At 44.0% G+C, this 12268-nt stretch carries 14 protein-coding genes; all 14 read left to right on the top strand.

The features are described 5' to 3' along the window. Window positions 1-12 precede the first annotated feature (12 nt). The 14 genes from P4361_RS13835 (at window position 13) to rseP (ending at window position 12260) form a co-directional block, all read left to right on the top strand. A complete protein-coding gene (locus tag P4361_RS13835) occupies window positions 13-2010 on the top strand; it encodes a chemotaxis protein CheA (protein ID WP_328089778.1) in 1998 nt (665 codons plus the stop codon). 22 nt (window positions 2011-2032) lie between these two features. After that, window positions 2033-2500 carry a chemotaxis protein CheW gene (locus P4361_RS13830; protein WP_328089777.1) on the top strand — a complete coding sequence of 156 codons (468 nt, stop codon included), beginning with the start codon at window positions 2033-2035 and terminating at the stop codon, window positions 2498-2500. Next, a complete protein-coding gene (locus P4361_RS13825; RefSeq protein WP_328089776.1) occupies window positions 2500-3141 on the top strand; it encodes a chemotaxis protein CheC in 642 nt (213 codons plus the stop codon). Before P4361_RS13830 ends, P4361_RS13825 begins: the two co-directional genes overlap by 1 nt. Further along, the gene (locus P4361_RS13820; RefSeq protein WP_328089775.1) at window positions 3134-3622 is read left to right on the top strand and encodes a chemotaxis protein CheD; all 489 of its coding nucleotides are present in this window, start codon (window positions 3134-3136) and stop codon (window positions 3620-3622) included. The genes P4361_RS13825 and P4361_RS13820 overlap by 8 nt, the downstream gene beginning before the upstream one ends. A 26-nt stretch (window positions 3623-3648) precedes the next feature. Further along, window positions 3649-4416 carry a FliA/WhiG family RNA polymerase sigma factor gene (locus tag P4361_RS13815; protein WP_256225782.1) on the top strand — a complete coding sequence of 256 codons (768 nt, stop codon included), beginning with the start codon at window positions 3649-3651 and terminating at the stop codon, window positions 4414-4416. Between the two features lie 28 nt (window positions 4417-4444). Then, window positions 4445-4873, top strand: coding sequence for a DUF6115 domain-containing protein (locus tag P4361_RS13810; protein WP_328089773.1), 429 nt, complete (start codon window positions 4445-4447; stop codon window positions 4871-4873). A gap of 175 nt (window positions 4874-5048) precedes the next feature. Next, entirely contained in the window at window positions 5049-5774 is a 726-nt protein-coding gene (rpsB, locus tag P4361_RS13805; protein ID WP_053354469.1) for a 30S ribosomal protein S2, read from the top strand. 102 nt (window positions 5775-5876) lie between these two features. Beyond that, window positions 5877-6761: a translation elongation factor Ts gene (tsf, locus tag P4361_RS13800; RefSeq protein ID WP_328089772.1), complete on the top strand. Its 885-nt coding sequence runs from the start codon at window positions 5877-5879 to the stop codon at window positions 6759-6761. A 95-nt stretch (window positions 6762-6856) separates the two neighbouring features. Continuing rightward, complete coding sequence (pyrH, locus tag P4361_RS13795) at window positions 6857-7582, top strand: UMP kinase (RefSeq protein WP_053358273.1); 726 nt, start codon at window positions 6857-6859, stop codon at window positions 7580-7582. Next, entirely contained in the window at window positions 7582-8139 is a 558-nt protein-coding gene (gene frr, locus P4361_RS13790; RefSeq protein ID WP_053354467.1) for a ribosome recycling factor, read from the top strand. The genes pyrH and frr overlap by 1 nt, the downstream gene beginning before the upstream one ends. A gap of 86 nt (window positions 8140-8225) precedes the next feature. After that, window positions 8226-8984, top strand: coding sequence for an isoprenyl transferase (locus P4361_RS13785; protein ID WP_328089771.1), 759 nt, complete (start codon window positions 8226-8228; stop codon window positions 8982-8984). A 15-nt stretch (window positions 8985-8999) separates the two neighbouring features. Beyond that, window positions 9000-9794 (top strand): phosphatidate cytidylyltransferase, encoded by a 795-nt coding sequence (locus P4361_RS13780; protein WP_053354465.1) that lies wholly within the window; start codon window positions 9000-9002, stop codon window positions 9792-9794. 23 nt (window positions 9795-9817) lie between these two features. After that, window positions 9818-10966, top strand: a complete 1149-nt coding sequence (locus P4361_RS13775) for a 1-deoxy-D-xylulose-5-phosphate reductoisomerase (protein ID WP_328089770.1) — start codon at window positions 9818-9820, stop codon at window positions 10964-10966. Window positions 10967-10982: 16 nt separating this feature from the next. After that, the gene (gene rseP, locus P4361_RS13770; protein ID WP_053354463.1) at window positions 10983-12260 is read left to right on the top strand and encodes an RIP metalloprotease RseP; all 1278 of its coding nucleotides are present in this window, start codon (window positions 10983-10985) and stop codon (window positions 12258-12260) included. The last annotated feature ends 8 nt before the right edge of the window (window positions 12261-12268 follow it).

Below are 12268 nucleotides of genomic sequence, written 5' to 3'. Positions count from 1 at the left end.
GGGTGAAACCAGATGGAAATGAGTCAATACTTGGATATTTTTATTGAAGAAAGTAAAGAACATTTACAATCAATGAATGAACAGGTTCTGCTTTTGGAAAAACAGCCTGATGAATTATCGATCGTTCAGGAAATTTTCCGTTCAGCCCATACGCTGAAAGGAATGTCTGCTTCAATGGGTTATGAAGATCTAGCGAACCTGACTCATATTATGGAAAACGTGCTCGATGGCATAAGGAATCACAAGCTGACCGTTACGCAGGACCTCCTGGATGCTTTGTTCGTTTCCATTGATCACCTGGAAGAGATGGTGTTATCCATTGGCAACGGAGGAGATGGAAAAAAAGACGTGGAAGATATCGTACGCCTTCTTCATGCCATCGAGTCCGGAAAGAGCGAGGAGCCTCCTCAAAATAAACAAGAACAGAGCAAGGCAGGACAAGCGATATTTGATGAATATGAATTGACGATCATGGAACAGTCACTTGAGCAAAACTTCCACGTATACCAAATATCTGTCGAACTTCGCGATGATTGTCTGCTAAAAGCCGTAAGGGCGTACATGGCATTTGAAACATTGGAGCAGATGGGTGAAGTGGTGAAATCAGTCCCTTCGGTAGATCTTATCGAACAGGAAAAATTCGAACGGGAATTTCAAGTAACCCTCATTTCAAAAGAACAGCCTGAGACCATTCAAAACAACCTTTTGAAGGTGTCTGAGATTGATAAGGTTTCAATAGAAAGTATTATGGCAGAACACATTGTTCAGAACGAAGCAGAAGAGGCGGATCCGGAGGAAGAAAAGACTGGAACTGATATGAAGGGCGAGCCCGCTCAAAAAACATCTTCCGCATCGGCCGGAAGTAAAACAATCAGAGTTAGCATAGACCGGCTGGACCGCCTGATGAACCTTTTTGAGGAACTGGTCATCGACAGGGGACGCCTTGAGAAGATATCAAAAGACTTGAAAAGCAATGACTTGAATGAAACGGTCGAAAGGATGTCGAGAATTTCATCTGATCTGCAGGACATCATTTTAAACATGAGAATGGTGCCTGTAGACCAGGTGTTTAACCGCTTTCCGCGTATGATACGGGGATTGGCAAAAGACCTTGAAAAATCAGTTTCTCTTGAGATAACGGGGGCAGAAACAGAACTTGACCGGACGGTGATCGATGAGATCGGTGACCCGCTTGTTCACCTGCTGCGAAATTCCATTGACCATGGAATCGAGAAACCCGAAAAGAGGGCTGAAGCGGGGAAAAGCGAGATCGGTACGATCCATCTTAGGGCGTACCATAGCGGAAATCATGTGTTTATCGAAATTCAAGATGATGGAGCAGGAATTAACAGGCACAAAGTACTCGAACGCGCCATTGAGAGAGGAATTGTAAACCGGGAATTATCAGAAGATTTCACAGATAAACAAGTTTTTGAATTATTGTTCGCATCTGGCTTTTCAACAGCGGACGTTATCTCTGACATATCTGGAAGAGGGGTCGGCTTAGATGCAGTGAAAAATAAAATTGAATCGTTAGGCGGTTTCGTCACTGTAGATTCAAGGGAAGGCAGCGGTTCTTTATTTTCAATCCAGCTTCCCCTGACGCTTTCCATCATTTCTTCCATGCTCGTGAAGGCAGGGGAAGAAACGTATGCCATTCCTCTTTCTTCTATTATAGAAACGGCGCTGATAAAACAGAGCGATATCATGACCGTCCATCATCAGCCAATGATTGATTTCAGGGGCAAAGTAGTTCCGCTTATTTCGTTGAGCGAACTGTTTGAAGTGCCTGGACCGGGCTGGGATGAAAAGGACAGAAGTTCTGTAGTCATTGTTAAAAAAGGAGACAAGATGGCGGGGCTTGCTGTGGATTCCCTGATCGGCCAGCAGGAGATTGTTTTGAAATCGCTTGGGAATTACCTGGCATCCGTCTTTGCAGTTTCGGGCGCAACCATTCTGGGTGATGGTCAAGTTGCTCTTATTCTAGATTGTAACGCACTTATAAAATAACCATATACGGAGGTAGTCTGACATGAACGGACAAGAGATAAAAGTCATTGTATTTCAATTAGAAAACGAAGAATACGGCGTAGATGTACACCAGGTGAAATCGATCGAGCGAGTTTCTCATATTACAAGAATTCCAAGAACTCCCGGGTTTGTAAAAGGTGTGATTAATCTTAGAGGAATTGTAACCCCGATTATTGATCTTCGCAGCCGATTCGAAATGGAAGAAAAACAAACGGATGAGAACACGAGAATTATTATTGTAAATACGGATGAGATGGAAGTTGGCCTGATCGTTGACTCCGCAAATGATGTGCTTGACATTCCTACTGCGGATATTGAGCCTACACCAGAGGTGGCAGGCGGAATAAACGCAGAATATCTGGACGGTGTTGCTAAGATTGGGGATAGACTGCTGATTCTACTCCAGTTAGACAAAGTGCTGAACAAAGAAGAAGTCACACAATTACATTTAATCGGTAATCAGGGATAATGGCCGGATATGCACGCTTGACGGGTTTTCATTTGGATGTACTGAGGGAAGTCGGAAACATAGGCGCAGGGCATGCGGCTACCGCTCTCTCAGAACTTCTCGGGAAAACCGTAGATATGAGGGTACCTTCAGTGAATATTGTCTCCCTTCAGGAGATGACAGAACTCCTTGGAGGAACAGAAACGGTTGTGGCTGCAATCTACCTGCGGATGCTTGGTGACGCTCCAGGATCGATGTTCTTCATGCTTCCCCTGAATCAGTCAAAAAAGCTTGTCAGCCATCTGTTAGCCGGAGAACCATATGACCCGGCTGAAGGTGTGTATTCCGAACTGACCCTGTCTGCCCTGCAAGAGGCGGGCAATATCCTTTCCGGATCTTACTTGTCGGCCTTATCCGATCTTACAGGAATGAACATACAGCCATCTGTCCCATCACTGAGTATAGATATGGCAGGTGCTATCCTGGGCTATGGATTGATTGAAATATCGAAATCAAGTGATTACGCAATTATTATTAACACGTCACTTACCGAACCGGAAAACATGCACTCGGACAGTATACACGGATACTTTTTTCTGCTGCCTGATCCTGATTCGTTTGAAAAAATATTTGATGCGCTTGGAGTGCCTTTGCATGAGTGAAGTGATTAAAGTTGGCATAGCAGAAATCTCCTATGGAGGACCGGCCGCGTTTATCCGGACAACCGGCCTTGGATCTTGTGTAGGCATTATCCTTTATGATCCGATAACAAGGATGGCAGGTATGGCACATGTCATGCTGCCGGATTCATCAATGTCAAGAACACCTGAAGTTAATGAAGGGAAGTTTGCAGATACGGCTGTAAAAGCTCTTGTGAAAAATCTGGAGACACAAGGTGTCAAGAAGATCCGGCTGAAAGCTAAAATAGCAGGCGGGGCACAGATGTTTCAATTTTCTCCAGGCCAGGAATCCATGCGGATCGGCCCGAGGAATGTGGAAGCTGTGAAGAGCGGACTGGCGGATTTAGGGATACCGCTGGTCGCTGAGGATACGGGCGGAAATAAAGGAAGAACGATTGAGTTTAACACAGACACATTTGAGCTGATGATCAAAACCGTACACCAAAAAGAGTTCATCATTTAAAAAACTGAAATTCAGGGGGAGTAGGCATGACATCTTCATCTTCTGTTGTAGAAGAGCAGGAAACGTGGAAAAAATGGCATGAAGACAGGGACAGCGAAGCCGGAGATATACTTTTAAGAGCGTATATTCCGCTGGTTCAATACCATGTGCAGCGAATCTCAGTCGGTCTGCCAAAGAACGTTAACCGTGACGAGTTAAAGAGCCTGGGCATGCTCGGCTTGTTTGATGCTCTGGAAAAATTCGAGCCCGAGAGGGATCTTAAATTTGATACGTATGCTTCCTTTCGAATCAGAGGAGCAATACTTGACGGGTTGAGAAAAGAGGACTGGCTACCGCGGTCGCTGAGGGAAAAAACAAAAAGAATTGAAACGGCCATCGAGAAGCTCGAACAGCAGAATCTCAGGACGGTGAGTTCTTTTGAAGTGGCTGAAGAACTTGGAATTGAAGAAGACGAAGTGAATTCCGTCATCTCCGAAAGTTTTTTTGCGAATGTACTTTCCATCGATGAAGATAACAGGGATAGTGAGAACAAAGAAAAGATCGGCTATACAATAGAAGATAAAAAGGGTCTGTCTCCAGAGTCAGAGATCGTACAGTCCGAACTGCATAAGGAATTGGCAGAAGTCATTACGGAATTGAATGAAAAAGAACAGCTTGTGGTCAGTTTATTCTATTTCGAAGAACTGACTTTCACAGAGATCGGCCAAGTGCTCGGATTATCAACTTCACGGATATCACAAATTCATTCCAAGGCTCTTTTCCGGCTAAGACAGGTGTTAAAACGGTATTTATAAAATTTCTTTTTCAGAATGCGGGGATCACATGCTGTATTTTCTAACCACTGTCAGTTTAGTGCTGAATGTATTATGTTTTTATTTGATTGCCGTGTTATGGCAGAAACAGAGCAGCGGTGGAGCTGCTCTTCAGGATGAACAGGTAAAAAGAGAGCTTGAAGATCTGCTCCTTGCCTATGCCAGCGAGATGAAAGAACAGAACGATGAGATCATGAACCTGATCAAAGAAAACTGCGGCACAGGCCCTGTAAAAACCGAGCCTGCTGCTGAAAATCATATAGAGGATGCCGAGAATGGCAATCCAGCTGCCGCAACAGAAGACATTCAGGACGCCATTTTGCATCAAGATGTTTTAAATTATGCGGAAAGTGGCTATACTGCAGATGAGATTGCGAAAATGCTTGACAGGGGCAAGGGTGAGATCGAGCTGATCCTAAAGTTTCATGGAGCTAGATAAGGATTTATCGACAAGAAATTATATTTTATCTTGCTACTCTGTGCCGAAGTATGGTATATTTACTTTCGGTGTTAATCACACACGTCTGCGGATTTAACCATTGGTGCTGCATATTTGCAGTTTTGGCTAAAGGCGAAGCAGGCGGAGGAAAACAAAACCATCAGGAGGTGCCATCATGGCAGTCATTTCAATGAAACAACTATTGGAAGCCGGCGTACACTTTGGACATCAAACACGTCGCTGGAATCCGAAAATGTCTCGTTACATCTTCACTGAGCGTAACGGCATTTACATCATCGATCTTCAAAAAACAGTGAAAAAGGTTGAAGAGTGCTACAACGTAATGAAAGACATCGCTGCAAACGGCGGTAAAATTCTTTTCGTAGGTACTAAAAAACAAGCTCAAGATTCTGTTAAAGAAGAAGCAGCTCGTTCTGGCATGTACTTCATCAACCAACGCTGGTTAGGTGGAACATTAACAAACTTCGGAACTATCCGCAAACGTATCAACCGTTTAAAAGAACTTGAAAGAATGCAAGAAGACGGGACTTTTGATGTTCTTCCTAAAAAAGAAGTTATCCTTCTTAAAAAGGAAATGGATCGTCTTGAAAAGTTCTTGGGCGGAATCAAAGAAATGAACAGCCTTCCAGATGCGCTATTCATCGTAGATCCTCGCAAAGAGCGAATTGCTGTAGCAGAAGCTCGCAAGCTGAACATTCCTATTATCGCTATCGTGGATACAAACTGTGATCCTGACGAAGTTGATCACGTGATTCCTGGTAACGATGATGCGATTCGTGCAGTAAAACTTCTTACTGGAAAAATGGCTGATGCTATTATCGAAGCTAACCAAGGCGGAGAAGAGCAAGAAGCTCAAAACGACGAAGAAACATCTGCATAAGCAATATAAACAGAAGGGTGATGGAGGGGATAAGCCCTTTCACGCCCTTTTTTAATGCTAAAGTCAACCATGCTTTACATAAACCAAAGGAGGAATTACATTATGGCAGTAACAGCTCAAATGGTAAAAGAATTGCGCGAAAAAACAGGCGCGGGGATGATGGATTGCAAAAAAGCTTTGACAGAAACAAACGGTGACATGGAAAAAGCAATCGACTTCCTTCGTGAAAAAGGAATCGCGAAAGCAGCTAAAAAAGCTGACCGTATCGCTGCAGAAGGTTTAACTTCTGTTGTTGTAGACGGAAACAAAGCTGTAATCCTTGAAGTGAACTCAGAAACTGACTTTGTTGCGAAAAACGAAAACTTCACAGCATTGATCTCTGTGCTTGCTAAGCACCTTCTTGAAGCGAACGTTTCTTCTGTAGAAGAAGCACTTTCTTCAGAAATCAAAAGTGAAGGCATTTCAGTTAACGATTACCTAAACAATGCGATCGCTAAAATTGGAGAGAAAATCTCTCTTCGCCGTTTCCAAATCATTGAAAAAGGCGAAAATGCTGTATTTGGAGCTTACCTTCACATGGGCGGACGCATCGGCGTACTTTCTGTAGTAGAAGGAACTAATGACGAAGCAGTTGCAAAAGACGTAGCTATGCATGTAGCTGCAGTCAACCCTCGCTACATCACCCGTGATGCGGTAAGCGAAGAAGAAGTAGCGCGTGAGCGTGAAGTTCTTACTCAACAGGCTCTAAACGAAGGAAAGCCGGAAAATATCGTTGCTAAAATGGTAGAAGGACGCCTTGGCAAGTTCTTCGAAGAGATCTGCTTGAACGACCAGTCTTTCGTCAAAGACCCAGATCAAAAAGTAGGTAAATATGTGGCTTCTAAAGGCGGAACTGTAAAAGCATTCGTTCGTTTTGAAGTTGGAGAAGGAATGGAAAAACGCGAAGATAACTTCGCTGAAGAAGTAATGTCTCAAGTTAAAAAGTAATGCAGTAAAAAGCAGAATGAGGGAGCACAGTGTGTTCCCTTTTTTTCAGAACGGAAGAAGCAAGCTATAATAAGGTGATGGATACGGAGGGAATTATGAGTACTTCAAAATACAAACGAGTAGTCCTAAAACTAAGCGGAGAAGCACTTGCCGGCGGAAAAGGCAGCGGAATTGACCCGGCTGTCATTCAGTCCATAGCCAACCAAGTCAAAGACATCGTTGAGCTTGGTGTAGAAGTTGCTGTAGTTGTTGGCGGCGGTAATCTATGGAGAGGCAAAGCGGGAAGTGAAATGGGAATGGATCGTGCTTCCGCTGATTACATGGGAATGCTTGCGACCGTCATGAACTCCCTGGCGTTGCAGGACAGCCTGGAGAACATCGGTGTTCAGACAAGGGTACAGACTTCAATTGAAATGCGTCAGGTAGCTGAACCGTATATTCGCAGAAAAGCTATTCGTCACCTTGAAAAGAAACGTGTTGTTATTTTTGCAGCAGGAACGGGAAATCCATATTTTTCAACGGATACGACAGCTGCTCTACGCGCTGCGGAAATTGAAGCTGAAGTCATACTGATGGCTAAAAACAATGTGGATGGCGTATATTCTGCTGATCCGACGATTGATCAAACAGCTGTAAAATACAATACTTTATCCTACCTTGATCTTCTGAAAGAAGGACTTGCAGTAATGGATACAACAGCTTCTTCTTTATGTATGGACAATGATATACCGCTTATCGTATTCTCCATCATGGAAGAGGGCAACATTAAGCGTGTAGTTATAGGTGAAGAAATCGGAACGACGATTAGGGGGAATAATTAATGGCAAAGGAAATTTTGACAAACGCAGAAGACCGAATGAAAAAAGGCATTTCATCTTTTCAGCGTGAACTTTCAACTATACGTGCCGGCCGAGCTAACCCTGCGCTTTTGGATCGTATTCATGTCGATTATTACGGAGCACAGACTCCGATTAACCAATTAGCGGGAATATCTGTGCCGGAGGCCCGTTTATTGGTCATTCAGCCTTATGACAAATCCGCCTTGAATGATGTTGAAAAAGCGATTCAAAAATCTGATCTTGGGCTGACGACTTCTAATGATGGCCAAGTGATCAGGATTGCGATTCCTCCTCTGACAGAAGAAAGACGCAAAGAACTCGTTAAGCTCGTTAAAAAATACGGTGAAGAAGCAAAAGTAGCTCTTCGAAACGTTCGCCGTGATGCCAACGATGATTTGAAAAAATCAGAAAAAGACGGTGAGATCACAGAAGACGAACTGCGCCGCTACAGCGAGGACGTACAAAAGCTTACAGACAAATACATTAGCGAAGTAGATTCTGTCGCTGTAAATAAAGAGAAAGAAATCATGGAAGTATAATTGATTTCCATGTAAAATAAAATAAGAAAAGCCCTCTTTATACAGGGGGTTTTTTTGTTAAGTCTGGACTAAATGGGGGCTCTGCCATGCTTGACAGAATTACATTCTGGAAAAAAGACGAAAAATTTGTGATGGATATAAAAGATGATTTAATACCCGCTCATGTCGCTATTATTATGGACGGCAACGGACGCTGGGCAAAACGGCGCGGTCTCCCAAGGATTGCCGGACATCATGAAGGAATGAAGGTTGTTAAAAAAGTGGTCAAGCACGCAAGTGATCTTGGCGTAAAAGTTCTTACACTTTATGCTTTTTCAACAGAGAACTGGAAGCGTCCGCGGGATGAAGTGGATTTTCTTATGAAGCTGCCCGGTGAATTCTTGAATAGCTTCTTGCCTGAACTGATTGAACAGAATGTGCGCGTTACGATCATGGGGCATAAAGAAGTATTGCCGATACATACCATCCAGGCTGTTGACGAGGCGATTGAAAAAACAAAGAGCAACACGGGACTCGTTTTGAATTTTGCCTTGAATTACGGAAGCAGAAACGAAATTACAACCGCTCTTACTCAAATTATCCAAGACATCGGCAAAGGTGCAGTGGATCAGGAGGACGTCAGCGAAGAACTGATCAGCCAGTATTTGATGAGTGCAAGCCTGCCTGATCCTGATTTGCTCATCAGAACAAGCGGAGAAATCCGTCTCAGCAATTTTATGCTGTGGCAGCTGGCTTACAGTGAATTTTGGTTTACCGACATCAATTGGCCCGATTTTACTGAGGAACATTTAAAAAAAGCCATTTACGACTATCAAAATCGCGGTCGGCGTTATGGCGGTGTATAATAAGAAGGAGGATTTATGAAGGAACGTATCATCACGGGTATTATTGCCGCTCTTCTTTTTATAGGAGTTACCGTTTATGGCAAATTGCCCTTTACTCTCGTTATCATCGCATTGGCAGTGATTGGTTTGCATGAATTGCTTAGAATGAAAAAGATAACGATTCTGTCTGTTCAGGGGCTCATCGGGCTGCTGCTGACTCTGGCGACCGTTATTCCTGAAAATTGGAAAGAAACGTATCTTGGCTATTTCTCAGGTGCTGAACCGATTGTTCTTGCTTTGCTGCTGATCCTGGTGGTAACGGTTATAACGAAGAACAGATTTACATTTGATGATGCTGGATTCGTCATTCTCTCTTCTTTATATGTCGGATATGGATTTCACTATATTCTTGAAACGAGGCTGATGGATCAAGGCCTGCCGATCTTATTCTTCATCCTATTCATGATCTGGGGTGCAGATTCGGGAGCTTATTTTACAGGGAAATCGATAGGGAAAACAAAACTATGGCCTGTAATCAGCCCGAATAAGACCGTGGAAGGGGCTGTAGGCGGAATTATCACCAGCATTGCTGTAGGTTTGCTGTGCTATGCGTTTAACTTTATTCCTTTTACGCTCTCAGTAGTCATTTTAATGGCGGTTATCGCGGGTATTTTTGGACAAATCGGGGATCTTGCGCAGTCTGCATTTAAACGGCATTACGGGGTGAAGGACTCTGGCAATCTGCTGCCGGGGCATGGCGGGATTTTAGACCGTACGGACAGCTGGCTGTTCGTTCTTCCTCTCCTGCATATTCTGCACTTGCTTGCTTAAGAGAAAAGGACAAGGAGTAATCTATGAAAAAAATCAGTTTATTGGGTGCTACAGGTTCAATAGGAGTACAGACTCTTGATGTGATCGAGCAGCACCCTGAGCAGTTTCGGTTAACAGCCATTTCTTTTGGGAAGAATATGGAAAAAGGATTGGAGATCATCCAAAAGTTTGAGCCAGAAGTGATTGCTGTCCAGAAAAAGGAGGATGCTGACCGGCTTCGGTTGAAGCTGGGGAACAGCTTCCGCATCGTTTTTGGAGAAGAAGGCTTAATCGAAGCGGCTGCTGCGACCGAAGCAGACATCGTCGTCAGCGCTGTGATGGGGAGTGTAGGGCTCCTCCCTACCATCCATGCAATAAAAGCCGGCAAAGACATTGCGATCGCTAATAAAGAAACACTAGTGACGGCGGGGCATATCGTGATGGAACTCGCAGAAAAGCATGGTGTCCGAATTCTGCCCGTGGACAGTGAGCATTCAGCGATCTTCCAATGTTTGAATGGAGAAAATCCCAAGCAGATCGAACGCCTGATCTTGACGGCCTCCGGCGGAAGTTTACGTGATTATACGAGAAACCAGCTGGCTGATGTAACAGTAGATCAAGCGCTGAACCATCCAAACTGGTCGATGGGTGCCAAAATCACCATTGATTCCGCTACGATGATGAATAAAGGATTAGAAGTTATTGAAGCACATTGGCTGTTTAATATCCCGTATTCAAAAATAGACGTCATCTTACACAAAGAAAGCATCATACACTCTATGGTAGAGTACAAGGACGGCAGCACACTGGCTCACCTTGGAAACCCTGATATGAGGGTTCCTATCCAATATGCTCTTACGTATCCCGACAGACTTGAACTGCCTTCATCCAAAAGGTTAAACTTATGGGAAATAAGCAAACTTCACTTTGGAAAGATGGATCAGGAACGGTTCCGCTGTCTGAAGCTGGCATACATTGCCGGTGAGAAGGGCGGTACGATGACAACAGCCATGAATGCTGCAAACGAAGAAGCTGTTCAACTTTTTCTAGACCGGAAGATTCCTTTCTTAAGGATTGAAGATTTTATTGAAAAGGCTATGGAGCAGCATGAGTTCATCGAACGGCCAACGCTGGAAGAGATACAGGCAATCGATAGACTTACAAGGCAGTATGTTCAGTCATTACTAAATTAAAGGTGGGTAAAAGGTTATGAATACAGTCATTGCCATCGTTATTATCCTGGGTGCACTTGTGTTCTTTCATGAACTTGGCCATTTGCTTCTTGCCAAAAGAGCAGGTATTCTATGCAGAGAATTTGCCATCGGGTTCGGTCCTAAAATTTTTGCATTCAAGAAGAACGAAACGACATACACGGTTCGCCTTCTCCCCCTTGGTGGATTTGTAAGAATGGCTGGGGAAGATCCTGAAGGCATCGAGCTTAAACCGGGCTACAGGGTTGGTTTGATTTTTAACCCGGAAGGCAATGTACAGAAGATTATCGTGAACCATAAAGAAAAATATGAGATTCAAAAAGTCATTACCGTAGAAAGTGCCGATCTGGAAAGGGATCTGATTATCCGCGGATTTGAAAATGAGGAAGGCGAACGTCTTATCTATAAAGTAGATCCGCAAGCGATGTATGCAGCTGACCACCAGGAAATGCAGATCGCACCGTATGACAGACAGTTTGGTTCCAAGACGCTAATGCAGAGGACGCTCGCAATCTTTGCCGGTCCGTTCATGAATGTGCTGCTTGCGTTCATCGTATTGATGAGTTTTTCACTGTTTCAGGGCATCCCGACGAAAGAAGCGAGGCTGGGTAATCTGGCACCGGATGGAGCTGCCATAAAATCTGGCCTGCAGAAGGGTGATAAGATCGTTTCGGTCAACGGTGATAAAGTCAGTAACTGGGAAGAGCTGGTTTCATTCATACAACAGAATCCGGGAGAAGAACTGACCTTCGAAATTGACCGGAACGGACAGACTCTTAAAAAGCCAGTCACTCCAGGCGAAAGGGATATGGATAACAAAGGGAACAAGGAAGGGTTTATCGGGGCTTATCCGTCCACTGAGTTTTCTTTATTGGGTTCTGTCTCCTACGGAGCAAAACAGACATGGTTCATGACGAAGATGATCTTTATTGGCCTAGGTGACCTGATTACAGGAAAACATGGATTTGATCAGCTTTCCGGACCGGTTGGAATTTACGAGTATACGAATAAAGCAACAGAGGGCGGAATTCCTATGCTCCTGCAGTGGGCGGCTGTACTTAGCATCAACCTGGCCATCTTTAATCTATTGCCGCTGCCCGCACTAGACGGCGGAAGACTCCTATTCCTGGCACTTGAAGCATTAAGAGGAAAGCCTATCGATCCGCAGAAAGAAGGGCTCGTCCACTTTATCGGATTTGCGTTTCTGATGCTCCTGATGCTGGTCGTTACATGGAATGATATTCATAAATTCTTTTTAGATAAAATTGATCAATAAGTTTTAGT

This window comes from Fictibacillus sp. B-59209 (genome assembly GCF_036216745.1).
GTDB classification, from domain to species: Bacteria; Bacillota; Bacilli; order Bacillales; family Fictibacillaceae; genus Fictibacillus_C; species Fictibacillus_C marinisediminis.
The sequence above is the reverse complement of the archived record's forward strand: the minus strand, read 5'-3'. Positions and strand labels throughout refer to the sequence as shown.

What these genes read in the sequence shown, in the direction of transcription:
- P4361_RS13815 (WP_256225782.1), top strand. Translation starts at nt 3,649, where the DNA reads ATGACATCTTCATCTTCTGTTGTAGAAGAGCAGGAAACGTGGAAAAAA.
- frr (WP_053354467.1), top strand. Translation starts at nt 7,582, where the DNA reads ATGGCAAAGGAAATTTTGACAAACGCAGAAGACCGAATGAAAAAAGGC.
- P4361_RS13785 (WP_328089771.1), top strand. Translation starts at nt 8,226, where the DNA reads ATGCTTGACAGAATTACATTCTGGAAAAAAGACGAAAAATTTGTGATG.
- P4361_RS13835 (WP_328089778.1), top strand. Translation starts at nt 13, where the DNA reads ATGGAAATGAGTCAATACTTGGATATTTTTATTGAAGAAAGTAAAGAA.
- P4361_RS13825 (WP_328089776.1), top strand. Translation starts at nt 2,500, where the DNA reads ATGGCCGGATATGCACGCTTGACGGGTTTTCATTTGGATGTACTGAGG.
- rpsB (WP_053354469.1), top strand. Translation starts at nt 5,049, where the DNA reads ATGGCAGTCATTTCAATGAAACAACTATTGGAAGCCGGCGTACACTTT.
- P4361_RS13810 (WP_328089773.1), top strand. Translation starts at nt 4,445, where the DNA reads ATGCTGTATTTTCTAACCACTGTCAGTTTAGTGCTGAATGTATTATGT.
- P4361_RS13780 (WP_053354465.1), top strand. Translation starts at nt 9,000, where the DNA reads ATGAAGGAACGTATCATCACGGGTATTATTGCCGCTCTTCTTTTTATA.
- tsf (WP_328089772.1), top strand. Translation starts at nt 5,877, where the DNA reads ATGGCAGTAACAGCTCAAATGGTAAAAGAATTGCGCGAAAAAACAGGC.
- P4361_RS13820 (WP_328089775.1), top strand. Translation starts at nt 3,134, where the DNA reads ATGAGTGAAGTGATTAAAGTTGGCATAGCAGAAATCTCCTATGGAGGA.
- rseP (WP_053354463.1), top strand. Translation starts at nt 10,983, where the DNA reads ATGAATACAGTCATTGCCATCGTTATTATCCTGGGTGCACTTGTGTTC.
- P4361_RS13830 (WP_328089777.1), top strand. Translation starts at nt 2,033, where the DNA reads ATGAACGGACAAGAGATAAAAGTCATTGTATTTCAATTAGAAAACGAA.
- P4361_RS13775 (WP_328089770.1), top strand. Translation starts at nt 9,818, where the DNA reads ATGAAAAAAATCAGTTTATTGGGTGCTACAGGTTCAATAGGAGTACAG.
- pyrH (WP_053358273.1), top strand. Translation starts at nt 6,857, where the DNA reads ATGAGTACTTCAAAATACAAACGAGTAGTCCTAAAACTAAGCGGAGAA.